Below are 23,936 nucleotides of genomic sequence, written 5' to 3' on the forward strand. Positions count from 1 at the left end.
TCCGCTCCCGCTCTCCGCTATGACGGGCGCCCACACTGCCGGAGATCCCCGCGATGGCCCTGATGCCGGTTACCGATGCCATGGCCGCGATTCTCGCGAGCGCCGATGCGCTGCCTGAGGAGATGGTGCCGCTGGAAGACGCGTTCCACCGCGTGCTTGCCCGCGACATCGCTTCGCTGCGCACGCAGCCACCGGAGCCGATGTCAGCGATGGACGGCTATGCGGTGCGCGCCGCCGATGCGACTTTGGGCGCCAAGCTCCGCGTGATCGGCGAGATCGCCGCAGGCAAGCCGTTCGACCGTCCGCTGCAGACCGGCGAAGTCCTGCGGATCTTCACCGGCGGCGTGTTGCCCGCTGGCGCCGACGCCGTGGTGATCCAGGAAGACACCGCGCGGGATGGCGATATCGTCGGGATCAACGAGGCCGCGATTTCCGGCAAGCATATCCGCCCGGCCGGCGTCGATTTCAACGAAGGTGATGTCCTGCTCCGCGCCGGCACCCGCCTCACCGACCGCGATCTGGCGCTTGCCGCCGGCATGAACCATCCGTCACTGCCCGTGCGGCGACGGCCGGTCGTTGCCGTGCTCGCCACCGGCGACGAACTGGTCATGCCCGGTGCGGTCCCCGGCCCCGGCCAGATCGTGCTCTCCAATGGCTTCGCGCTGCGTGCGCTGGCCCGGGCCGAAGGCGCCGAGGTGATCGATCTCGGTATCGCCATCGACACGCTGGAGGCGACCATGTCAGCCATTCAGCACGCGATCGATCTGAACGCCGACCTGCTGATCACCACCGGCGGCGCGTCAGTCGGTGATCATGACCTCGTGCAGCAATCCCTGATCAATGCCGGCGTCGAGATGGCGTTCTGGCGCATCGCCATGCGGCCCGGCAAACCGATGATGCACGGACGCCGCCAGGGCATGCGCGTCATCGGCCTGCCCGGCAATCCCGTCTCGTCCTATGTCTGCGGCTTCCTGTTCATGGTGCCGCTGCTGCGCGCGCTATCCGGCCGAAACGAGGTCGCTCACACGCTCGAACCCGCGGTGCTCGGCCGCGACCTCGCCGCCAACGACCAGCGCGAGGATTACCTGCGCACGCGTCTGGAAACCCGTGGCGACGGCACCGTTGTGGCGACGCCAGTGATGAAACAGGACTCGTCGCTGCTGGGAAATCTGGCTGTTGCCGAAGGACTTCTGATCCGCAAGCCATTCGCGCCGGCCGCGGCTGCCGGCGATTCATGCGCCATCATTCGACTGCCAACCTAGCGGCGCCCCCTCATAGAACGACGCCGCGTTCGGAACTCTCACCTGCGGCATGCTTCCAAACCTTTTTCCTGACTGAGATACCTCAACGCGGTTTCAGTCACTGAATTGTCACGTAACGCAGCGAGAGATCGCAGCGAAACAAGATCGGTGGACAAATGGACTATTTCAAACGCTTCAATTTCCTGTTTGCGATGCCAACATTCGACGCCGACGATCTTGAGGGCATTCGCCTCAATCAGATCGTCGATGAGATCGAGCGTTCCGGCTTCGAGGTCGTCAAGGCGCGCAAACTCGAAGACGCCACGATCGCGGTCCAGACCGACGCAGCGATCGGCTGCATGGTGGTCGACTGGGGCAAGAAGGGCCTCGAAGGCAAGACCGCGGCGCTGATCAACCTGATGCGTAAACGCGGCCTCGATTTCCCCATCATCCTGCTGATCCGTCGCAAGCGGTTTGAAGACGTGCCGGTCGAGGTGCTCGATTTCATCGACGGCTATGTGTTCCTCTCAGAAGAAACCCCGCCCTTCATCGCCAAGAACCTGATCAGCCGGTTGAAGCAATATGCCGAGACGCTGAAGACGCCCTTCTTCGGCGCACTGGTCGACTATGCCGAAGAAGGCAACCAGCTCTGGACCTGCCCCGGGCACAATGGCGGCGTGTTCTACAGCCGCAGCCCGATCGGCCGCGTGTTCATGGAACATCTCGGCGAAGCGGTGTTCCGCGACGACCTCGACAATTCGGTGCTCGATCTCGGCGATCTGCTGACCCATGAAGGCCCTGCTTTGCAGGCGCAGAAGGAAGCCGCGCAGATTTTTGGCGCGGAGAAAACCTACTTCGTGCTCAACGGCACCTCGACCTCCAACAAGGTCGCGCTATCGGCTTTGGTCACCGATGGCGACCTCGTGCTGTTCGATCGCAACAACCACAAGGCGGCTTTGCACGGCGCATTGATGATTTCAGGCGGTGTGCCGATCTATGTGCCGACGACGCGCAATCCCTGGGGCCTGATCGGGCCGATGAACTGGGATGCGCTCGACGAGGACGCGCTGCGCGAGTGCATCCGCATCAATCCGCTGGTCACCGACAAAGATGCCTGGAAGCGCGAGCGTCCGTTTCGCGTGGCAGTGATCGAACAATGCACCTATGACGGCACCATCTACAGCGCCGAGATGATCATCGCGCGCATCGGCCATCTCTGCGATTACATCCTGTTTGACGAAGCGTGGGCGGGTTTCATGAAATTCCACCCGCTCTATGCCGGCCGCTTCGCCATGGGGCTCAAGGAGCTCGGCCCGGATTCGCCGGGCATCATCGCGACGCAGTCGACCCACAAGCAGCTCGCGAGCTTCTCGCAGGCGTCGCAGATCCACATGAAGGACCGGCATATCCGCGGGCAGAAGCGCCGTGTCGAGCATCGGCGCTTCAACGAAAGCTTCATGCAGCACGCCTCGACCTCGCCCTTCTACCCGCTGTTCGCATCATTGGATGTCGGCGCGCAGATGATGAAGGGCCGCTCCGGCGAAGTGTTGTGGGACGACACGATCCGGCTTGGCATCGAGCTGCGCAAGAAGATGCGCGCCGTCCGCCGCGAATTCGAGGAGAAGGAAACCCGCACTGAGCGCCGCTGGTTCTTCGAACCCTTCGTGCCCGAGCGCGTCGCTATTCCAGACGCATCCAGCGAAGGCGCTGTTCACAACGTGCCATGGGAAAGCGTCGGCACGGACCAGCTCGCCACCAATCCGTCCTATTGGCAGCTTGCACCTGACGCCGCCTGGCATGGCTTCCCCGGTATGGAAGCCGGTTTCACCATGACCGATCCCAACAAGCTGACGGTGCTGACACCCGGCTTCGATCGCACCACCGGCGCCTATGCCGATCACGGTATCCCTGCTCCGGTGGTGGCCCAGTTCCTGCGCGAGAACCGCATCGTGCCCGAGAAGAACGATCTCAACTCGCTGCTCTTCCTGCTGACGCCCGGCGTGGAAGCCAGCAAGGCCGGCACGCTGATCAGCGGTCTCGTGGCGTTCAAGAAGCTACACGACGACAACGCGCTGCTGGAAGACGTCATCCCGGAATTCGCGCGGCGCAGGCCGGCGCGTTATGCGGGCATACGCCTGCGGGATCTGTGCGGCGACATGCACCGGTTCTTCCGCGAGGCCAATGTGAGCGAACTCCAGACCAAACAGTTCGCCGCCGATCACTTGCCGGAGATCGCCATGTCGCCCCATGATGCCGCGCGCTGTCTGGTGCGCAACGACGTCGACTACCTCCCTATCGATGAGATCTTCGGGCGGGTCGCGACGACGCCGTTCGTGGTCTATCCGCCCGGCATCGCCACGATCGTGCCGGGCGAGCGGCTCACCGAACGCTCCAAGCCGATGATCGATTACCTCAAGATGTTTGAGACCTGCTTCAACACCTTCCCGGGCTTCGACGTCGAAATCCAGGGCATCTACCGCAAGGTCGACGCCAATGGCCGGATCCGACTTTACACTTATGTGGTCTCCGAATAGGGAGCACGTAAGGAGCCTGATTTGCAAACGGAACTCGAACAGCCGGTCGTCATACGACCCTCGCGCGACACCGACGTCGATGCCATGCTGGCGATCTATCGCCGGCACATCCGGCAAGGCGTCGAGGAAGGCGTCAGCGACGCCGACACGCCGCAGCCCGACGATCTCAGAGACCGGCGCAAGAATCTGCGCAGCAAGCGATTTCCGCACCTCGTCGCCACGCAAGGCGGCGAGGTCGTGGGCTACGCCTATGTGGTGCTGTTCCGCAAGCGACCGGCCTATCGCTACACGGTCAAGCATTCGATCTACATCCACCACGGACATGTCGGCCGAGGCATCGGCCGCCTGTTGATGCGCGAACTGATCGACGTCTGCGCGGCGGCCGGCTTCCGGCAGATCATCGGCTATATCGATGCCGACAACACGGCCTCCCTCGGCCTTCATGAGAGCTTCGGCTTTGCCCGCGTCGGCTTGCTGCCCGGCGTCGCCTATCGCTCCGGCCGCTGGGCCGACACGATCATGGTTCAGCGCTCGCTGGCGACCGGCTCCACGACACCGCCGCCGCCCGTTGGGCGCATGACGTCTGCGTAGCCCAGGCGACCGGGAAGCATTTTCCGTATCCGTCGAGGATCGACGACTGGTGAGGAACAACCTCCTCAAACCTCCCTCAACGTGCGTTCTGTTGACGGCAAATTAAGCATTGCAGAACACATATGGAACATATAGTGTTCGTTCATGATTTGTTTCGAGATTCTGTGGCTTTGAGTAGTTTGAGAGTGCCCGAACTCGCGCAACCGATCTTCGAACGATCGTCTCTGGATTGAGGCTCACTGTTCGAAGGCCCTTTGAAACGCACGCGGCGGCCGACACCGTCAACTGAGGATGGCTTCAGATGCTCACGCGCAAACAATACGAACTCCTGCGATTCATCGATCAACGGTTGAAGGAAGCCGGCGTCCCGCCCTCCTTCGACGAGATGAAGGATGCGCTCGACCTGCGCTCGAAGTCCGGCATCCATCGTCTGATCACAGCGCTGGAAGAACGCGGCTTCATACGCCGTCTACCCAATCGCGCCCGTGCCATCGAAGTCATCAAGCTGCCAGAGCTCGGCGCGCCGGTCACCGGCGGTACCGGACGCCGCGGCTTTACGCCCAGCGTCATCGAAGGCACGCTTGGCAAGGTGCGTTCGGCCGCCAGCATCGCTAGCCACAGCGGCGATGATGACAACGGCCGCACGGTTGCTATCCCGGTCATGGGCCGGATCGCGGCCGGTACGCCGATCGAGGCGCTGCAGACCCGCAGCCACACCATCAGCATGCCCGCCGACATGCTCGGCTCCGGCGAACATTATGCGCTCGAAGTGCGCGGCGATTCCATGCAGGACGCCGGCATTCTCGACGGCGATACCGTGTTGATCCAGCGCAACGAAAGCGCCGACACCGGCGACATCGTGGTGGCCCTGATCGACGATGAGGAAGCCACGTTGAAGCGCTTCCGCCGCCGCGGCGCGTCGATCGCGCTGGAGCCCGCCAACGATGCTTACGAAGTCCGCATCCTGCCGCCCAACCGGGTGCGCATTCAGGGCAAGCTGATTGGCCTGTATCGGCGTTACTGAGGCTATCGCCTCGGCGGATTACTGATCTTCGGATTGAAGATCGGTTTCCGCCGGCGTCGCATCCACCGGCCGGTTTTGCGGTGGACGACCGGTCTGGATCAGATCGTGCTGGGGCTCATCGGGAATTGCGCGCGACCACGGACGGTCCAGGCCCCGTGGCCGCACGGCATCGATGGTAAAGCCGTTCGCGGTTCGCTGCAGGCTCACCGCACCATTTCGTTGCAAGCGATCCTGATCGATCACCAGCGCCCTGCAATCCCTCGGCGGCTGTCGCGTCGTGACGATGAGCGCCGCTTTCTCGCAATCGTCGGTGAACGCGTCAGGCTGTAGAACCAGCGCCACCAGAGCGCCATCGGCCAGCGGCGTGATGCACCCGTCGCGGTCGCAGGACACACCGTGGCTGACGGAGGCATCGGTCGGCAGACGCGCATCGGCATCGCCGGCGAGCCACTCTTTCAGCAAAAATGTATCCTTGGCGCCGCGCATCACATGCAGGTGCCCGTCCCTGCCCCGTACCGCGACGCTGCGACCGTCCCCCGAGATCAATACATCCGGCTGCTTGACCAGCAACGCCCAGACAATCGAGAGTGCAAGCACACCAAGCCCTGCGAGGCGCAACGGCGTGCGCAGCAATCCCAGCACGATGATGCCGATACTGGCTGATATCAGCGGTCCGGTGCCGAACACCGGCATTCGGCCGATGGCGCCGGGCAAGGCTGCCACCCATTGCGTGACCACGATCATCCACTGAATGCCGACATCCATCAGCCGCCAGAACACACCGTCAAAGCCGAACGGCATGGCCACCAAACCGAGAATGCCCGCCGGCATCACCAGCGCCGAGACCACCGGCATCGCGAGGAGATTGGCGAGAACGCCGTAAGGCGTGACGCGATGAAAGTGAAACGCCGCGTATGGCGTGGTGGCAAGGCCCGCGACCAGTGAGGCCAGCACGAGCATCACGATCTCGCGTCCGCCCCACAGCGCCACACGCGCGGTCGCGGAATGATCCGGCGAGGCAAACAGCGCGGGCATGCCGATCTGCACCAATGCGACCAGCCCCAGCGTCGCCGCGAATGACATCTGAAAACTCGGATGCATCAGCGCTTCCGGTGCGACGATCAGCACGACCATTGCCGCCACCGCCAGCGTGCGGAACGTCACCGCCCGGCGATCGACCATGACAGCGATCAGCACGACGGCCGTCATGAAGAACGAACGCTGCGTGGCGACCTCGGCGCCGGACAGCAGCAGATAGAACAGCGCCGCGAGCAATGCCGCAGCAGCAGCGACTTTCTTGATCGGGAACGTCACCGTCAGGACAGGGATCAGTGCCAGCAGCGCGCGGATCGCAAAGAACACCACTCCGGCCACGACCGCCATGTGATAGCCGGAGATCGACAGCACATGACCGAGGCCGGAGATGAACATCGCATCATTGATGTCAGCCGAAATCGCATCGCGGCGGCCTGTGAGCAGCGCCGTGGCAATGGCGCGGCTATCGCCCGAGAGCACAGTGCGGATCCGCGCATCGATGGCGTCGCGTAGCCCCTGCATGGTCGCCGAATAGCGTAGCGCCACACTCGGCAGTATCGGCGGATCGACTGCCTTGATGCCGCCCATCACGAAGCCAGATGCGCCGATCCCTTGAAAGTACAGATCGCGTCCGAAATCGTAACTCCCCGGCCGGAGCGGCGACAACGGCGGCTGCAGCCTTGCCTTCAATTCGACGAAGCTGCCGACGACAGGCGCCGTGCCCTTCTCACCGACAGCCGCACACGGGCGAGCTTCGGTGCGACGCGCGGGCTGTCCATTGTGGCAACGCGCAGCACGAAGCGATCCGTGCGCTCCCGTTCCTCGTGAGTTTCGACGAAGCCGGTAAGCGCGACGGAATAGAGCGGCTTCGCCAGAACCTCATGAGCCACACGCGCGGTTTTCATGGCAGCCATCGCGAAGCCGGCCGCGATGGCCGCAATGAGCAAAATCAAGGGAAACCATCGCTGCCGCCGCAGCAAAAACGCAGCCAAGCAAAGAAGGCCTGCCGTCGCCGCGGCAACCCAGGCCATCGGCTCATGCTCAGCGGCAAAATACAGCGCGATGCCGGTGCCGAAAGCGATCGGCACCCAAGGCAGCAAGCGACCGGGACCAGCTTCGGCCCGCACCCACGTCCGGAGCGTGCCCAAGCCCGACGTTGACGACGTCGCTGACGGGACAGCGACGCCTGCCGTGGCCGGCGGCGGCCATGTGGTCGCCGTGCCGGATCGGCCCCGCCGCTGTTGCTGATCCCCGCCCGCCATCGAACGCCCGCACGCCACGCTTGCCCTTCCGAATGCTATCGGAAGGGCAAACGGCGACTAGCGGAACGGATGCAGAATACGAAAACTAATCCCGGGGGTTGCTCAGGCGAGCTTGGCGTAGCTGTCGCGCAGACCGACGGTGCGGTTGAAGACCAGCTTGCCCGGCGCTGAATCCTTGTCGCGACAGAAGTAGCCCTGACGCTCGAACTGCACGACATCGCTTGTGTTGTCGCTCGCCAGCTCCGGCTCCAGCATCGCGCCGGTCAGCGTCTCCAGCGAGTCTGGATTGAGCTGTGATGCGAACTCGGTCGCATTGGGCTGCGGATCGGCGAACAGCTGATTGTACACGCGTACTTCCGCCTGCACGGCATCTGCGGCGCTCACCCAATGGATCGTCGCCTTGACCTTGCGGCCGTCCGGCGCATTGCCGCCCCGGGTTTCCGGATCATAGGTGCAGCGCAGTTCGATCACCTCGCCGGCAGCGTTCTTGATGACGTCCTTGCAGGTGATGAAATAGCCGTAGCGCAAACGGACCTCGCGGCCCGGCGCCATGCGGAAGAATTTCTTGGGTGGCTCTTCCATGAAATCGTCATGTTCGATGTAGAGCTCACGCCCGAACGGTATCTGCCGCGTGCCGAGCGTTTCATCATCGGGATGATTGACCGCTTCGAGCTGTTCGGTCTGCCCTTCCGGGTAGTTCTCGATCACCACCTTGAGCGGCTTCAGCACCGCCATGCGACGCTGCGCCGTCCGGTTCAGTGTCTCGCGCACGGCGAAGTCGAACATCGAGATATCGACAGTCGAGTTGGCCTTGGCGACGCCGATGCGCTTGACGAATTCGCGCAGCGCTTCAGCGGGAATGCCGCGGCGCTGCAGGCCCGCGAGCGTCGGCATGCGTGGATCGTCCCAGCCGGTGACATGGCCACCGCGGACAAGTTCGGTCAGCACGCGCTTCGACAGCAGCGTGTAGGTCATGTTGAGGCGCGCGAATTCATACTGATGCGGCCGCGACGGCACCGGCAGGTTTTCCAGGCACCAGTCGTAAAGCGGCCGGTGATCCTCGAATTCGAGCGTACAGATCGAATGCGTCACGTGTTCGATGGCATCCGACTGGCCGTGCGCGAAGTCGTAGCTCGGATAGATGCTCCAAGCGGTGCCCGTGCGCGGATGATGCGCATGCAGGATGCGATAGATCACGGGATCGCGCAGGTTGATGTTGCCCGACGACATGTCGATCTTGGCGCGCAGCACGCGGGCGCCGTTCGGAAACTCGCCGGCACGCATCCGGGCGAACAGATCGAGGTTCTCGTCGACCAGGCGATCGCGGAACGGGCTGTTCTGGCCGGGCTCCGTCAGGGTGCCACGCTTAAAGCGGATTTCTTCCTGCGACTGGTCATCGACATAGGCCTTGCCCGCGCGGATCAGATGTACCGCCCAGTCATAGAGCTGCTCGAAATAGTCCGAGGCGTAATGCAGGTTGCCCTCGCCCCAGTCGAAGCCGAGCCAGCGTACGTCGCGCTGGATGGCGTCGATATATTCCTGCTCTTCCTTGGTCGGATTGGTGTCGTCGAAACGCAGGTTGCAGTGGCCGCCGAACTCCTCGGCAACGCCGAAATTCAGGCAGATCGACTTGGCATGCCCGAGATGCAGGTAACCGTTGGGCTCCGGCGGAAAGCGCGTCACCACGCTCTTGTGTTTGCCGGATTGCAGGTCCGCCGCAACGATGTCGCGGATGAAGTCACGGCCTGCGTCGGATACCGATTCGTCTGTCATTTGCTGCCTTTCAAGCTGCGCCCTATGTGCCAAATCCGGAAGGCCGCGCCAAGGCCGGATCAGGGGCCGGGTCCCGCGAAAGGGCCTTTTCCGATGCGGTTCCGGCCCCAAATCCGCGTTTATTCGCCGTGAGACAGCGCCCTGTCGTTGTGATAAACGCCGGCCAACAGTCACACCGAAATCGATCGAACCCTCTGATATGACCACTCCCGTCGTTACCCGTTTCGCCCCCTCGCCGACCGGCTTCCTCCATATCGGCGGTGGACGCACCGCGCTGTTCAACTGGCTCTATGCCAAGAAGACCGGTGGCAAGATGCTGCTGCGGATCGAGGATACGGACCGCGAACGCTCCACCGATGCCGCGATCGACGCCATTATCGACGGGTTGAAGTGGCTGGGCATCGAATGGGATGGCGACACCGTCTTCCAGTTCGCCCGTGCCGGCCGGCACCGCGAAGTCGCCGAGCAACTGCTCGCCGAGGGCAAGGCGTATTATTGCTATGCCAGCGCCGAGGAACTGCAACAGATGCGCGAGACGGCCCGCGCCGAGGGCAAGTCCAAGCTCTATAACGGGCTGTGGCGCGACCGTGATCCGTCGGATCCGCGCCCCGACGTCAAGCCGACGATCCGCCTGAAGGCGCCGCTCACCGGCGAGACCGTGATCGAGGATCAGGTGCAGGGCCGTGTGGTCTGGCAGAACGAAAATCTCGACGACCTCGTGCTGCTGCGCGGCGACGGCAATCCGACCTACATGCTGGCCGTGGTGGTGGACGACCATGACATGGGCGTGACGCATGTGATCCGCGGCGACGACCATCTGATCAACGCCGCCCGCCAGAAGCAGATCTACGACGCGCTCGGCTGGACCGTGCCCAGCATGTCGCATATTCCGCTGATCCACGGACCCGATGGCTCGAAACTCTCAAAGCGCCACGGCGCGCTCGGCGTCGAGGCCTATCGCGCGCTGGGTTACGTGCCCGCCGCCCTGCGGAATTATCTGGTGCGGCTCGGCTGGAGCCATGGCGATCAGGAAATCTTCTCGACCCAGGAAATGATCGACGCCTTCGACCTGTCGGGGATCGGCCGTTCCGCCGCGCGCTTCGATTTCGCCAAGCTCGAAAATCTCAACGGTCACTACATCCGTCACACCGACGATCAATCCCTCGTGACCATGTTCGAGGACGTGCTGAATTACGTGCCCGGCGGCACCGAACTGAAGGCGAAGCTCAACGACACCACGCGCGCCCAGCTGTTGCGCGCCATGCCCGGCCTGAAGGAACGCGCCAAGACGCTGATCGAACTGATCGACGGCGCCAACTTCATCTTTGCCGATCGCCCACTGACGATGGAGCCGAAGGCGCAAGCCGCGCTGACGCCGGAAACCCGTGTGTTGATCGGCAAGTTGCGCACGGCACTGGAGGCCGTCACCGACTGGACCGCAGCAAATGCCGAAGCCGCGACCCGCGCCTTTGCCGAGGAAGCTGGCATCAAGCTTGGCGGGGTCGCGCAACCGCTTCGCGTGGCGCTGACCGGCAAGACCACGTCGCCCGGCATTTTCGATGTTCTGGCGGTATTGGGACGGCAGGAATGCCTGGATCGGCTCGCCGATCAGGCATCTATTTAGCATAGCTGTAGGCTGCTTTTGCCCGCCTTGCAGCGCACACAGCAATACGCTACGCATTCTGGCGAATGCTCTGGAATTCCCGGCTAGCCTCCCCATTTCTCCTGAAATGTCGGTGGCTTGCCGGCCCCTCAACGATCTCATCGGGGACCACGCGATGGACGCAAAAACCAATACCAAATCCGCAACGCTGACAGTCGACGGCAAGAGCTTCGAACTGCCGATCCACAGCGGGACCGTCGGCCCTGATGTCATCGACATCGGCAAGCTCTACGCCCAGTCCGGGATGTTCACCTACGATCCCGGCTTCACCTCGACGGGCAGCTGCCAGTCCAAGATCACCTATATCGATGGCGATGCCGGTATCCTCGAATACCGCGGCTACCCCATCGAGCAGCTCGCCGAGAAGGGGGACTTCCTCGAGACCTGCTATCTGCTGCTGTACGGGGAACTCCCGACCAAGGCGCAGAAGGCAAAGTTCGACGCATTGGTCACGAACCACACCATGGTTCACGACCAGATGAGCCGCTTTTTCCAGGGCTTCCGCCGCGACGCGCATCCGATGGCCGTGATGGTCGCGTCGGTTGGCGCCCTCGCCGCTTTCTACCACGACTCAACTGATATCAACGATCCGAAGCAGCGCGACATCGCGTCAATCCGCATGATCGCCAAGATCCCGACGCTCGCGGCGATGGCCTACAAGTACACGATCGGCCAGCCCTTCGTGTATCCGACCAACTCGCTCGACTTCGCAGCGAACTTCATGAAGATGTGCTTCGCCGTGCCGTGCGAGGAGTACAAGGTCAATCCGGTGCTCGCCAAGGCGCTGGACAAGATCTTCACGCTGCACGCCGACCATGAGCAGAACGCATCGACCTCGACGGTCCGCATCGCCGGCTCGTCGGGCGCCAATCCGTTCGCCTGCATCGCCGCCGGCATCGCCTGCCTGTGGGGTCCGGCGCATGGCGGCGCCAACGAAGCCGCATTGCAGATGCTCGCCGAGATCGGCACCGTCGACAAGATTCCGGAATTCATCGCCAAGGTGAAAGACAAGAATTCCAGCGTCCGCCTGATGGGCTTCGGTCACCGCGTCTACAAGAACTACGATCCGCGCGCCAAGCTGATGCAGCAGGCCTGCCACGAAGTTCTCAAGGAAACCGGACACGGCGGCGACGAGATGCTCGCCGTTGCCATGGAACTCGAGAAGATCGCGCTGTCGGACCAATACTTCATCGACCGCAAGCTGTACCCGAATGTCGATTTCTATTCGGGCATCACGCTGAAGGCGATGGGCTTCCCGACCTCGATGTTCACCGTGCTGTTCGCGGTCGCCCGCACCGTCGGCTGGATCAGCCAGTGGAGCGAGATGATCGGCGATCCGCAGCAGAAGATCGGCCGTCCGCGTCAGCTCTACACGGGCGCTGCGCGCCGCGACTACGTGGATATCGCCAAGCGCGACTAAGACATCGTTTCGCAGAGTGCAAAAATCAGAACGGCGGATCGCAAGATCCGCCGTTTTTTGTTTCGCTGCAATCTCTTGAATTAGGGCCTTCAACTCTTCCGCATGGTGGCCAGCACGACATTGGCCGCACCGACGCTCGGCGACGCCTCGCCCGTCGCCATGATCCCGTCGAGCCGCGCCAGGGCTTCAATCTGACGGCGCCGAATGGGTGTGTCTGCCAGCACCTCTTGCAACGACGCTGCAAGCTTCTCCGGCGTGCAGTCTTCCTGGATGAACTCCGGAATGACGTTCTCGCCGATCACCAGATTGGCGAGGATCACCGACGACGAGGTGATGCGGCGGCGGATGATCCAGGCCTCGACGCTGCCGGCCTTGTAGGCGGTGACCATCGGCACGCCTGACAATGCAAGCTCCAGCGTCACCGTCCCCGATTTGGCAAAGGCCGCATGCGCGATACGGAACGCGGCGCGCTTCTCTGTTTCGCCCACAACGATCCGCGGCTGCACCGGCCATGCCTTGAGCGCTTCGGCGATGACCTCAACGAGATGCGGCATGGTTGGCAGGATCAATTCGAACTGCATTCCCTGCTTCTTCAGCAGATCCAGCGTAGCGCCGAACGTTGCCATGTGATGACGGATCTCGCTGCGACGGCTGCCCGGTAGCACCAGCAGTACCGGCGGCTTCGTTTCGCGACACGCCTGCTCTTCCGCATTGGGACGCAGCGCATCGCTCTGCTCGATCAAGGGATGACCGACATAAGTGCATGGCGGTCCGCCGAGCTGCCGATGGGCCTCCGGCTCGAACGGCAGCAGCGCCAGCACATGGTCGACATAGGTGCGCATCGCCTTCGCGCGCCCCGGCCGCCACGCCCACACCGTTGGCGACACATAGTTGACGACGGGAATGGAGGGATCGCGCTGACGGACGCGCTTCGCGACGCGATGGGTGAAGTCCGGGCTATCGATGATCACCAGCACGTCGGGCTTGGCGCGCAGGACGTCCTCGGTCGCGCGCGTGATGAGCTTCAGGATCGACGGCAATTTCCGGACGACCGCGGCAAGGCCGATGATGGAAAGCTCTTCGATAGGAAACAGCGAATGCAGTCCTTCCCGCGCCATCGACGAACCGCCGACGCCTTCGAAGCGCACATCGTCGCCGAGCCGCTGGCGCAGCACCTTCATCAGCGCGGAGCCGAGACGGTCGCCGGATTCCTCGGTGGCGATGAGATAGATCGTCTTCGTCACGTCGGTAGTCCCGTCACGAAAAGACCTGCGGCATCGGCGGCGACAATCATCTGCTGCGGTTCGGCGACAATCGTATTGCCTGCGACAATGGCGACGCCGGCGAGCTTCGCGGCCGCAGCACGCTCGATGGTCCGCGGCCCCAATGTCGGCAGATCGAAACGCAGATCCTGACCGCTCTTTGGCGCCTTCACCAATACACCCCGTCCTGCCTTGGCGCGAATACGTCCCTGCTCACGCAGAAGCGCCACGCGGGCCAACAACCCATCGGTGCCTTCGATATCCTCGATCCCCACCACATGACCGTCGATCACGACGGTCGCCTGGCCGATATCGAACGGGCTCAAGGCGCGCAGGACTTCGCGCCCACGTGCGATATCGGCCTCAGCATCTTGATCCGGTACGGCACGTGTTACGTTGCCCGCCGGCATCAGCACATCCGGGGCGACGTCCTTGATCCCCAGCAGACGAAAACCTTCATGCTCGAACAGGCGGCTGACGCTCGTCAGCAAGTGATCGTCACCACCGCGAAACGCGCGAAACACTTTCGGCATCACGCGAAGCGTTGCCCAGTCCAGCCTGATCTCGGAGATTGCGGGCCGTACCAGCGTGCCGATGAAAGTGAGGTCCCGACAGTTCTCGCTGCGCATCAGCTTCAGCAAACGGCCAAACTGGCCAATGGGAATCCAGTGGTGCTGAAATCGCGCCACCAGCGCCGGATCACAGAACCCCTTCAGCGCAAACAACACCGGCTTGATGCCGCGCGCCTGCAGCGAATCCGCAACAGCGAAGGGCAGCGAGCCGCCGCCGGCGATGATCCCGAACGGCGAGCCTATCGGCAGATGTCGTTGCAGATCCTGCGCTTGAGCTTGGTCGATCATGGTTCGCCCCGCGATACCCGAACTCAAGAGTTGTTCTTGCTATCCTCGGGCAGACACAGCGCGCGGTGTTTGGCGCCTGCGATAAACGTCAGGATTTCTGCAATCGCCGGATCGTCATTTGCCAAAGGCTGCACGCGCTCAAGCCGCTCGGCGAAGACACCCGCGCCATGAAACAGCTTTTGATAGAACGAGCGCACGGCGGCAACGCGCTCCTTCGTGAATTTGCGGCGCTTCATCCCGATGATGTTGAGGCCTTCCAGCGCCGCATACTGGCCATTCACGAGCCCGAACGGGATGATGTCGCCCCGCACGCCGCAGATGCCGCCGACCATGACCTGCGAGCCGATGCGGGTGAACTGGTGCACGGCCGACAGCCCGCCCATGAAAACGAAATCGCCGATCTCGCAATGACCGCCAAGCGTCGCCGAGGTCGCGAAGATCACGTCATTGCCGACGTGACAGTCATGGCCAACATGGGCGCAGTTCATGAAGTAGCCGCGATCGCCCACCGACGTGATGCCGCCGCCGGCGACAGTACCCGCATTCATGGTCACGGACTCGCGGATGGTACAGCCATTGCCGATGGTCAGTCTGGTCAGTTCGCCCTTGTAGCTGAGCGACTGCGGGGGCGTGCCTAATGACGCGAACGGATAGATCGTGCAGTTCTCGCCGATGGTCGTCTGCGCCGTCACGTTGACATGCGACAGCAGCTTCGTGCCTGCACCGATCGTGACATGCGGTCCGATGATGCAGAAGGGTCCGATTTCGGCGCCCTCGCCAATGACAGCACCGTCCTCGATCCGCGCCGTCGGGTCGATCTTGCTCATCGAAAAAGTCCAATCCCGGTCATCAAGTTGCCTACAAATATCTAGGTTTTTCCGTTGGTTAACGTGGGCTCCCGAGCCTGTCCAGTGACGTCTGATTGCGATCTGTTACGACACGTCTCTTACCATGACTTACAAACGCATGATGCCATCGAGGTCTTCGATGGCATCATGCGCGTTCAGGTAGGTGCCAATCAGTCTGTCAGCATCGCGCCGACATCGGCCTCGGCGACGACCTTGCCATTTACCTTGGCGTCGCCATGGAACCACCACATCGCCTTTTTCCGGCCGATCAGGTGCAGATGATATTCGATCGTATCGCCAGGCATCACCGGCTTACGAAACTTGCACTTGTCGATGGTGAGGAAATACACCGCACGCGGCTTCTCGGTGCCTTCGACGGACGAGATGCCGATCACGCCCGCTGTCTGCGCCATGCCTTCGATCATCAACACGCCGGGATAGACCGGGCGATCAGGGAAATGCCCGAGGAATGCCGGCTCGTTGATCGTGACGTTCTTGATACCAATGCCGCTGAAGTCCTTGCGGATGTTGACGACACGATCGATCAGAAGAAACGGATAGCGATGCGGAAGGGTCTTGAGGATGGTGTTGATGTCGACCGTCTCGATGATGATCGGCGATGCGCCATCGCTTGGTAAATCCTGGCTCATTCCCGCCCCTCGTCTTTCGTATCCTGCGTCGCCGCATCCGTTCCCGGCATGCTCTCGCGGGCGAGTTTCTCAACCGCGAGGATCTCGCGGAACCATTGCTTGGTCGGCCGGGCAAAGATGCCACCCCACCGCGCGCGCGGCGGAATGCTGTCTTTCACTCCGGCCATTGCCGCGACCTGCGCGCCGTCGCCAATCGTAATGTGATTGTTGAGGCCCACCATGGCGCCCAGCGCGACGTTGTCGCCGATGGTCAGGCTGCCTGCAAGGCCACATTTCGCAGCGATCACACAGTGCCGTCCAATTGTCACATTGTGGCCGATCTGGACCTGATTGTCGATTTTGGTCCCCTCGCCAATCACGGTATCGCGCAGGCTGCCGCGGTCGATGGTGGTGCCGGCGCCGATCTCGACGTCGTTCTGAATCAGGACACGACCGGTCTGCGGGACCTTGATGTGCTTGTCCCGGCCGAATACGAAGCCAAAGCCGTCCTGGCCGAACTTGCAGCCGGGATGAACGAGTACGTTGTTGCCGATCAGTGTGAACTGCAGCGTGCTGCCAGCGCCGATATTGCAGTCGCGGCCGATCTTGACCCCGGCGGCGATCACCGCGCCAGAGCCGATGATGGTGCCGGAACCGATCTCCACATCCGGGCCGATCACGGCCAGCGGATCTACCGTAACGTCATCCTCGAGCTGAGCAGAGGGATGGATGACGGCGGATGCGGCGATGCCGGTAATGTCAAAGCCGGAGACCGGACGCAGCGTGTCCGCGTGCAGCTCGCGCGCCAATTCCACGAAAGCCGCAAATGGCCGCTTGGCGCGCAGCACCGTTACGTGAGCCGGAATATCGCCCTTGAAGCTCTCGCTGACCAGGCACGCACCGGCCTTGGTGTGGGTGAGCTGGTCGATATAACGGAGATTTTCGAAGAAGGTCAGGTGATGGGGGCCAGCCTCGTCGAGCGAGGCTACGCCAGTCACGACCTGGTCGGCCCGCGTCGGGTCGACCAGTCGTGCCTTCGTTGACGCGGCTATTTCAGCCAGCGTCAACGACGGCGATTGCTTGAAGAACGTCGGCAGAACCATTCCACCCGTCGCGGTCCGGCCGGAGATCAAACTCAGAACGAAGTTCCGCCGCCGAACTTGAACTGCTGCACGCGATCATAGGCACCCTTGGTGATCGGCACTGCGTAGTCGAAGCGCAGCGGACCAAACGGCGACTGCCAGATCAGGCCCACACCGACCGACGACCGGACGACATTGCCGTCGTCATAGGTCATGCCGGCGCAATTACCGACCGAAGTCCGGCTCGCAGGCACACAGCCGGCGGCATTGATTTCGCCAGTCTGAGCCCAGCTGGTCGGTCCCTTATAATCCCAGAGACCGCCGGCATCGGCATAAACCGCGCCCTTGATTCCAACTTCCTTCGGCAGGAACCAGAATGGCATCTGCAATTCGGCCGAAGCGCCCCAATACTTGGTGCCGCCGAGCGCGTCACCGTAGGATCCCAGCGCAACGTAGCTGATGTCACGCGGACCGATGCCGTTCTGCGCGAAACCACGTACCAGGTTCGGACCCATCTGGAAGTGATCCAGCATGCGGATGTCTTCGCCGACCTTGTTCAGCATACCACCCTGGACACGCAGCAAACCAACGATGTCGGCCACCAGCGGAGTGTAGTACTTCGCGTCGATCGTGGTCTTCAGGTAGGTCACGTCGCCGCCGACGCCGGCGTAGTCCTGCTTGAACTCCAAGAACAGACCGTCGGTCGGGTTCTTGTTATTGTCGAGCGTGTTGTAGTTCAGCGTGTAGCCGAGCGCCGAGGTCAGCGTCTTGCCGCTGGCCAGTTCGCGGCGAACTGGCAGAGACGACTCGCCATCGGCGTAACAACCCCACGTGTTGGCATTGGCTGGGTCAACAGAACCCGGGAACAGTGAATTCAAATAACCGGGAGTGTTGGTCGCAGTTGGGCTGCCTGGCAGGTTGTTACAGTTGCTCAACGTCGCCGGGAGCGAAATCTGCTGCTGATAGACAGAGTAGCGGAGCTGCAGCGCGAGGTCTTCACGCAGCTGGAAACCGAGGCGCGGGCTGAAGCCGAGCGTCTTGGTGTTGTACGAGATGTAGCTATTGGACAGCTGCTCGCGCTGATAAAAATCCAGGCCGAGCGCCACGCGGTAGTCGAGCAGGTAAGGCTCGACGAAGGACAGCGAGTAGCCACGGGCATACTGGCCGTACTGAACCGATGCCTTCGCAAACAGGCCACGACCGAGGAAGTTACGTTCCGAGACGCTGACTTCGCCGAGCGCACCGTCGGTGGTCGAGTAGCCGCCCGAGACCGAGAAGTCGCCGGTGGATTTTTCTTCCAGATCGACCACCAGGATCACACGATCGCTGGATGAGCCGGGCTCGGTCGTCACCTTCACGCTCTTGAAGAAGTCGAGGTTCTTCAGGCGGCGTTCGGCACGATCAACCAGCGCGCGGTTATAGGCGTCGCCTTCGGCGAGATCGAATTCGCGGCGGATGACATAGTCACGGGTACGCGTGTTGCCGCGCACATTGATGCGCTCGATATAGACGCGCGGACCCTCTTCCACCGAGAAGCCGATGGTGACGGTGTGAGATTCGAAATTGCGATCGCCACGCGGACGCACGACGGCAAAGGCGTAGCCGCGGCGGGACATTTCGATCTGCATTTCCTCGACCGACTTCTCCAGCGCTTCCGCGTTGTAAAGCGAGCCGACGCCGACGCGCGAGAAGCTGCGCAGCGAGTTGGGATCGAACTGCGGGATGGTGGACGAGAAGTCGACCGACGACACGCGGTACTGCTGGCCTTCTTCGATCTTGAAGGTGACCAGGAAGCCCTTCTGGTTCGGGTCGTATTCGGTGAGCGCGGCAACGACCTGAACGTCGGCGAAGCCGTTCTTCAGGTAATAGCGGCGGATCAGGTCGCGATCGGCTTCGATGCGGTCCGGATCATAGATATCGCCCGAAGCCAGGAAGCTCAGGAGGTTCGATTCACGGGTCTTGATGACGTCCTTGAGACGGTAGGACGAGTAATAGTTGTTGCCGATGAACTGGATCGACTTCACGCCGGTCTTCGCGCCTTCGTTGATCGTGAAGATCAGGTCGACGCGGTTGTTCGGCTGCTCGATGAATTCCGGAACGACGCTGACGTCATAACGGCCGGAGCGACGATAGATTTCGGAGATGCGCTGGGCGTCGGCCTGCACCATCGGGCGCGACAACGTCCCGCGCGGCTTCGACTGCACTTCGGCGTTCAGCTGGTCGTCCTTGACCTTCTTGTTACCTTCGAAGGCGATACGGCCAATGACAGGGTTTTCGACGACGCTGACGACCAGACGGCCACCGGCCTGATTGATCTTCACATCCTGGAACAGCCCGGTCTCGATGAGCGACTTGAGGCCGTCATCGATGGTGCCCTGATCCAGCCGGCCGCTCGGGCCGGGACGGAAATAGGAGCGGATGGTCTCCACATCCACGCGACGATTGCCTTCAACAACAATCGAAGCGGCGGTCTGAGCCACGGCAGTCGAAGAAACGAGCGCAGCAGTCGCCGTAACGGCGACCGGCATGGCGACCAAGATCGAAGCAGCAAGAAGGCCGCCCCGGAAACCCCGCAAACCAAAAATCATGCGCAAAGCGCCCTTATCATTCCATCGCCAGCCCGCACCCCTACGGTCTGACAGAATCCCTTTAGTGGCCCAGCTTGTAGCCAATTTTACCTGACTGGCAAACGACCTTTCGCGCTGCAATTCTAATTTCATTCCAAGACGTTGCCCATCGGCCACGTTACCCCCAGCCTCGATCATGACGAAGCCAGATGAAGAATGTCGTTATAGGTCGCAAATACCATCAACATCAGCACTAAACCGAGGCCAATGCGGAAGCCCATCTCCTGCGCGCGCTCCGACAGCGGACGCCCGCGAACGGCTTCGACGGCATAGAACAAAAGATGACCGCCATCGAGAAGTGGCACTGGAAACAGGTTGAGAAGGCCGATCGAGATTGACAGAACCGCCGCCAGGTGAATCAGGGCGGTCAGGCCGATTGTCGCCACCTGCCCCGAGATCTGGGCGATTCGCATCGGACCACCGATCTGGTCGGCCGCCTCGCGTCCGGTGAACACACCGCCGATATAGGCGATGGTGCGGTCCACGACGAACCAGGTTTCCTTGACGCCCAGTACGAAAGCGGTCGCCGGATTGACCCGCTCGGTGGTCGCTTCGCCAACCGCTGTCGCGCGGGTAATGCCGAGGACGCCGAGACGATGGACGTTACCGAAGCTGTCTTTGACTTCGCGAAGTTCTGGCGTGCCCTTCAGCTCGACCGTGGCTTCGCCGCGCTTGACGCTGAAGGCCAGCTGCTCGCCGGCCTTGGTGCCGACGATGCGCTGCATGTCGGAGAAACTGCCAATGACCTTGCCATCGATGGCCTTGATGATGTCGCCCGACTGGAACCCGGCCTTCTCGGCCGCGCTGCCCGCCTGAATGCTGTCGACCTTGGCGGTCGTGCTCGGTTTGCCAAAGAACGTGAACAGGCAGGTGAAAATGACGATCGCCAGGATGAAATTGGCGATCGGACCGGCAGCGACGATGGCCGCACGCTGGCCAACCCGCTTGTGATGGAAGCTGCCCTTGCGCTCATCCGCCGTCATGCCTTCCAGCGCGGCGCTTGAGGGGGTCGAGGCTTCGCTCTCGTCGCCGAAGAACTTCACGTAGCCGCCAAGCGGAATCGCGGAAATCTTCCAGCGCGTGCCATGGCGATCGTTGAAGCCGGCGAGTTCAGGACCGAAGCCGAGCGAGAACGTCAGGACCTTAACGCCGTTCCAGCGGGCGACCAGGAAGTGGCCGAGTTCGTGGAAGAACACCACGATCGTCAGGACAAACAGAAAGGGGATGATATAGCCGATAAAGCCGTGGCTTAACGTATTGAAACTATGTTGGAAAAACTCAAGCATCCCGATCCCCTAACGCGAGGCCAAAGGCCCCGTCCCCAATGCTCTAGGATGCCTTTGCGGCAATTTGAGGCAAGAGGGTGGCAGCCATTTTTCTCGCTTTATGGTCAACAGCGATGGCGTCATCCGCCGATGACAACGGCGCCAAATTCCCTGCCCGCACCCATTCATTCATGGTGGCTTCGACCAGCCTTGCAATGGCGCCAAAGCGGATCTTCTGGGCGGTGAAGGCAGCTACGGCAATCTCGTTGGCCGCGTTGTAGACGGTGGTTGCGCCGCTGCCGGTGCGCAGCGCGTCATAGGCCAGCTTCAGGCCAGGAAAGCGCGTGTAATCCGGTGCCTCGAAGGTCAGCGACCCGATCTTGGCGAGATCGAGCGGCGCCGCCCGGCCCGGAATGCGGTCCGGCCAACCCAGGCAATGCGCGATCGGCGTGCGCATGTCGGGCGAACCGAGCTGCGCCATGACAGAATAATCGCGGAACTCGACCATTCCGTGGATGATCGACTGCGGATGCACCAATACGTCGATTTCGTCCGGCGCCAGCGCGAACAGATAGGACGCCTCGATCACTTCGAGACCCTTGTTCATCATCGATGCGGAATCGATGGTAATCTTCTGCCCCATCGACCAGTTCGGATGTTTCAGCGCCTGCGCCAGCGTTGCCTGCTCAATATCGGCGGCAGCCCAGGTACGGAACGGTCCGCCCGAGGCGGTGATGATCACGCGGGTCAGTTCCTCGCGGCTGCCGGAGGCCAGCGCCTGGAACAGAGCATTGTGCTCACTGTCCGCCGGCAGGATGCAAGCGCCCGCCTTGGCGGCGCGATCCATGAAGAAATCGCCGGCGCACACGAGGCATTCCTTGTTGGCCAGTGCAACCGTTGCACCGCGATCAACGGCGGCGAGCGCAGGCTTCAAGCCGGCGGCGCCTGACACGGCGGCCATCAGCCAGTCGGCGGGACGCTCCGCAGCCTCGACGATGGCGCTATCCCCTGCCCCGCTGGCGATGCCGGTGCCGGCGAGTGCCGATCGGAGTTCGTCCAGCTTGGATTCATCAGCGACGGCCACAAAGCGCGCGTTGAATTCCTTGGCCAGCTTGACCACGCCCTCAACGTTCCCGTTGGCCGTGAGTGCCTCCACCTGGTACCGCTCGGGCGAGGCTCGCAGCAGATCCATGGTGCTGTCGCCGATCGAACCGGTCGCACCGAGGACAGTGATGCTGCGCAGACTAGACGCGGCGGGCTTGTTATTTCGCAGGGGAACAGCGCTCATCAAATCACCAAACCATAAGACCGCGGCCGACGCCATCTGCACCGCCGCGTAAAAGACCGATCACCGCGGCAGCAACCACCGCGAATACATAGCCGTCGAGGCGATCCAGCAGACCGCCATGGCCCGGAATGATCTGGCCGGAATCCTTGACGCCGAATTTGCGCTTCACTGCGGACTCGAAGAGATCACCAAGTTGCGACAGCACCGTCAGCACGGTTGCGATCATGAGCAGCGGCAGCAGGCTGCCCAAACCATTCATGGCAAAACCGGCAGCCACAGCGAGGCTGAGAACAAAACCGCCGATAGCGCCGGCCCATGTCTTCTTCGGACTGACGCGTGGCCACAGTTTCGGGCCGCCGATGCCGCGCCCGGCGAAATAGCCGCCGATATCGGTCATCCAGACCACCAACAGAATGAACATCAGGGCCGAGAAGCCCCAGACGGGATCGAGGCGCACGACAATGGACGCCGCAAACGCAGCCAAGGCGTAGACGAAGCCAAGCCCGATCCAGCCGACATGATTGCCGACAATGGCCCGCCATTCCAGGAAGAGACCCACCGACACCAGCGTCACGAGGCCGAACCACAGCCAGCCACCGGCATAGGCGGCGAAAATCGCAACGGGGATCAGCACCAGCGCGGCCAGGATACGCATCAATAGATTGCGCAGCCCCCGGTCATCCGCCTGCTTCGGCGTACTGTCGTCCTGGGTCACGCCGGTCACGAACCGGTTTTCGCGGCGAGACCGCCGAAGCGCCGCTCGCGGCGGGCATATTCGGCAATGGCGCTTTCCAGCGCGGCCTTGTCGAAATCCGGCCAGTGGATCGGCACGAAGACGAACTCGCTATAGGCAGCCTGCCACATCAGGAAGTTCGACAGCCGCTGTTCACCCGACGTGCGGATGATCAGGTCCGGGTCCGGAATATCAGGCGCGTCGAGATACTGGCCGAGCGTATCGACATTGATGCTTTCGGGCGTCCGCTTGCCCTCGGCAACCTCGCGCGCAAGGCGCTGCGCTGCCGTGGCGATCTCGTGCCGCGAGCCGTAGTTGAAGGCGACCACGAGATTGAGCTGGGTGTTGCCCCGCGTCAGGTCCTCGGCCTCTTTCAGCAATGACGCGATATCGGAATCGAGACCCTGGCGCTCTCCGATCACGCGTACGCGCACGCCGTCACGATGCAGCGTGGCAAGATCGTTGCGGATGAAGCGACGCAGTAGGCCAAATAGATCGCTGATCTCGGATGCGGGCCGCGACCAGTTCTCGGAGCTGAACGAGAAGATCGTCAAATATTGGATGCCGAGTTCGTTGGATGCCCGCACCACACGGCGAAGTGCCTCGACGCCGCGGCGATGGCCCTCGGCGCGCGGAAGCCCCCGCGCTGCAGCCCAGCGCCCATTGCCGTCCATGATGATCGCGACATGCAAAGGCGTGGATCGGTCCGATCCATCATTTGCGGGCGCGGCGGCATTCGACATCGATTAAAATCCCCAGCCTATGGTCCGGCACATATGTGACCAATTTGCGGACCATA

General features: G+C 62.2%; 17 protein-coding genes and 1 pseudogene. 6 read left to right on the top strand and 12 right to left on the bottom strand.

Going from position 1 to position 23,936, the window contains the following annotated elements; genetic code table 11:
• Positions 1 to 53 precede the first annotated feature (53 nt).
• The 4 genes from AB8A38_RS06345 to lexA all read left to right on the top strand — a co-directional run bounded on the left by AB8A38_RS06345 (position 54) and on the right by lexA (position 5,390).
• Positions 54 to 1,262, top strand: coding sequence for a molybdopterin molybdotransferase MoeA (locus AB8A38_RS06345; RefSeq protein ID WP_439085422.1), 1,209 nt, complete (start codon positions 54 to 56; stop codon positions 1,260 to 1,262).
• Positions 1,263 to 1,417: 155 nt separating this feature from the next.
• The gene (locus AB8A38_RS06350; protein WP_439085423.1) at positions 1,418 to 3,775 is read left to right on the top strand and encodes an Orn/Lys/Arg decarboxylase N-terminal domain-containing protein; all 2,358 of its coding nucleotides are present in this window, start codon (positions 1,418 to 1,420) and stop codon (positions 3,773 to 3,775) included.
• A 21-nt stretch (positions 3,776 to 3,796) separates the two neighbouring features.
• Complete coding sequence (locus AB8A38_RS06355; protein ID WP_439085424.1) at positions 3,797 to 4,366, top strand: GNAT family N-acetyltransferase; 570 nt, start codon at positions 3,797 to 3,799, stop codon at positions 4,364 to 4,366.
• A gap of 301 nt (positions 4,367 to 4,667) precedes the next feature.
• Positions 4,668 to 5,390: a transcriptional repressor LexA gene (gene lexA, locus AB8A38_RS06360; protein ID WP_315841873.1), complete on the top strand. Its 723-nt coding sequence runs from the start codon at positions 4,668 to 4,670 to the stop codon at positions 5,388 to 5,390.
• Positions 5,391 to 5,408: 18 nt separating this feature from the next.
• Here lexA and AB8A38_RS06365 read toward each other — a convergent pair.
• Positions 5,409 to 7,687 (bottom strand): annotated as a pseudogene (locus AB8A38_RS06365) (ComEC/Rec2 family competence protein).
• Between the two features lie 102 nt (positions 7,688 to 7,789).
• A complete protein-coding gene (locus tag AB8A38_RS06370) occupies positions 7,790 to 9,460 on the bottom strand; it encodes a glutamine--tRNA ligase/YqeY domain fusion protein (protein WP_439085425.1) in 1,671 nt (556 codons plus the stop codon).
• Positions 9,461 to 9,659: 199 nt separating this feature from the next.
• Here AB8A38_RS06370 and gltX point away from each other — a divergent pair, with 199 nt between their 5' ends.
• Positions 9,660 to 11,084 carry a glutamate--tRNA ligase gene (gene gltX / locus AB8A38_RS06375; protein WP_315841871.1) on the top strand — a complete coding sequence of 475 codons (1,425 nt, stop codon included), beginning with the start codon at positions 9,660 to 9,662 and terminating at the stop codon, positions 11,082 to 11,084.
• A 154-nt stretch (positions 11,085 to 11,238) separates the two neighbouring features.
• Entirely contained in the window at positions 11,239 to 12,543 is a 1,305-nt protein-coding gene (gene gltA / locus AB8A38_RS06380) for a citrate synthase (protein WP_439085426.1), read from the top strand.
• Between the two features lie 89 nt (positions 12,544 to 12,632).
• On the opposite strand, the gene lpxB is transcribed toward gltA, so the two are convergent.
• From lpxB to AB8A38_RS06430, 10 genes are all read right to left on the bottom strand, one after another.
• The gene (lpxB, locus tag AB8A38_RS06385) at positions 12,633 to 13,787 is read right to left on the bottom strand and encodes a lipid-A-disaccharide synthase (protein ID WP_439085427.1); all 1,155 of its coding nucleotides are present in this window, start codon (positions 13,785 to 13,787) and stop codon (positions 12,633 to 12,635) included.
• Positions 13,784 to 14,665, bottom strand: a complete 882-nt coding sequence (locus tag AB8A38_RS06390; RefSeq protein WP_439085428.1) for an LpxI family protein — start codon at positions 14,663 to 14,665, stop codon at positions 13,784 to 13,786. The genes lpxB and AB8A38_RS06390 overlap by 4 nt, the downstream gene beginning before the upstream one ends.
• A gap of 23 nt (positions 14,666 to 14,688) precedes the next feature.
• Positions 14,689 to 15,492: an acyl-ACP--UDP-N-acetylglucosamine O-acyltransferase gene (gene lpxA / locus AB8A38_RS06395; RefSeq protein ID WP_315841868.1), complete on the bottom strand. Its 804-nt coding sequence runs from the start codon at positions 15,490 to 15,492 to the stop codon at positions 14,689 to 14,691.
• A 191-nt stretch (positions 15,493 to 15,683) separates the two neighbouring features.
• Entirely contained in the window at positions 15,684 to 16,163 is a 480-nt protein-coding gene (gene fabZ, locus AB8A38_RS06400; protein ID WP_068730861.1) for a 3-hydroxyacyl-ACP dehydratase FabZ, read from the bottom strand.
• Positions 16,160 to 17,245: a UDP-3-O-(3-hydroxymyristoyl)glucosamine N-acyltransferase gene (gene lpxD, locus AB8A38_RS06405; protein WP_439085429.1), complete on the bottom strand. Its 1,086-nt coding sequence runs from the start codon at positions 17,243 to 17,245 to the stop codon at positions 16,160 to 16,162. Before lpxD ends, fabZ begins: the two co-directional genes overlap by 4 nt.
• Before the next feature lie 32 nt (positions 17,246 to 17,277).
• Positions 17,278 to 19,812, bottom strand: coding sequence for an outer membrane protein assembly factor BamA (gene bamA / locus AB8A38_RS06410; protein WP_315841866.1), 2,535 nt, complete (start codon positions 19,810 to 19,812; stop codon positions 17,278 to 17,280).
• A gap of 173 nt (positions 19,813 to 19,985) precedes the next feature.
• Positions 19,986 to 21,137 carry an RIP metalloprotease RseP gene (gene rseP, locus AB8A38_RS06415; RefSeq protein WP_089264545.1) on the bottom strand — a complete coding sequence of 384 codons (1,152 nt, stop codon included), beginning with the start codon at positions 21,135 to 21,137 and terminating at the stop codon, positions 19,986 to 19,988.
• 43 nt (positions 21,138 to 21,180) lie between these two features.
• Positions 21,181 to 22,404 carry a 1-deoxy-D-xylulose-5-phosphate reductoisomerase gene (gene dxr / locus AB8A38_RS06420; protein ID WP_439085430.1) on the bottom strand — a complete coding sequence of 408 codons (1,224 nt, stop codon included), beginning with the start codon at positions 22,402 to 22,404 and terminating at the stop codon, positions 21,181 to 21,183.
• A gap of 4 nt (positions 22,405 to 22,408) precedes the next feature.
• Entirely contained in the window at positions 22,409 to 23,119 is a 711-nt protein-coding gene (locus tag AB8A38_RS06425) for a phosphatidate cytidylyltransferase (RefSeq protein WP_439079918.1), read from the bottom strand.
• Between the two features lie 5 nt (positions 23,120 to 23,124).
• Positions 23,125 to 23,880 (bottom strand): isoprenyl transferase, encoded by a 756-nt coding sequence (locus tag AB8A38_RS06430; RefSeq protein WP_068730865.1) that lies wholly within the window; start codon positions 23,878 to 23,880, stop codon positions 23,125 to 23,127.
• Positions 23,881 to 23,936 lie beyond the last annotated feature (56 nt).

It is taken from the genome of Tardiphaga sp. 839_C3_N1_4 (assembly GCF_051811045.1).
In the GTDB taxonomy this organism is placed as follows: Bacteria; Pseudomonadota; Alphaproteobacteria; order Rhizobiales; family Xanthobacteraceae; genus Tardiphaga.

What these genes read in the sequence shown, in the direction of transcription:
- AB8A38_RS06345 (WP_439085422.1), top strand. Translation starts at nt 54, where the DNA reads ATGGCCCTGATGCCGGTTACCGATGCCATGGCCGCGATTCTCGCGAGC.
- AB8A38_RS06350 (WP_439085423.1), top strand. Translation starts at nt 1,418, where the DNA reads ATGGACTATTTCAAACGCTTCAATTTCCTGTTTGCGATGCCAACATTC.
- lexA (WP_315841873.1), top strand. Translation starts at nt 4,668, where the DNA reads ATGCTCACGCGCAAACAATACGAACTCCTGCGATTCATCGATCAACGG.
- AB8A38_RS06370 (WP_439085425.1), bottom strand. Translation starts at nt 9,460, where the DNA reads ATGACAGACGAATCGGTATCCGACGCAGGCCGTGACTTCATCCGCGAC.
- gltX (WP_315841871.1), top strand. Translation starts at nt 9,660, where the DNA reads ATGACCACTCCCGTCGTTACCCGTTTCGCCCCCTCGCCGACCGGCTTC.
- gltA (WP_439085426.1), top strand. Translation starts at nt 11,239, where the DNA reads ATGGACGCAAAAACCAATACCAAATCCGCAACGCTGACAGTCGACGGC.
- AB8A38_RS06390 (WP_439085428.1), bottom strand. Translation starts at nt 14,665, where the DNA reads ATGATCGACCAAGCTCAAGCGCAGGATCTGCAACGACATCTGCCGATA.
- lpxA (WP_315841868.1), bottom strand. Translation starts at nt 15,492, where the DNA reads ATGAGCAAGATCGACCCGACGGCGCGGATCGAGGACGGTGCTGTCATT.
- fabZ (WP_068730861.1), bottom strand. Translation starts at nt 16,163, where the DNA reads ATGAGCCAGGATTTACCAAGCGATGGCGCATCGCCGATCATCATCGAG.
- lpxD (WP_439085429.1), bottom strand. Translation starts at nt 17,245, where the DNA reads ATGGTTCTGCCGACGTTCTTCAAGCAATCGCCGTCGTTGACGCTGGCT.
- bamA (WP_315841866.1), bottom strand. Translation starts at nt 19,812, where the DNA reads ATGATTTTTGGTTTGCGGGGTTTCCGGGGCGGCCTTCTTGCTGCTTCG.
- rseP (WP_089264545.1), bottom strand. Translation starts at nt 21,137, where the DNA reads ATGCTTGAGTTTTTCCAACATAGTTTCAATACGTTAAGCCACGGCTTT.
- dxr (WP_439085430.1), bottom strand. Translation starts at nt 22,404, where the DNA reads ATGAGCGCTGTTCCCCTGCGAAATAACAAGCCCGCCGCGTCTAGTCTG.
- AB8A38_RS06430 (WP_068730865.1), bottom strand. Translation starts at nt 23,880, where the DNA reads ATGTCGAATGCCGCCGCGCCCGCAAATGATGGATCGGACCGATCCACG.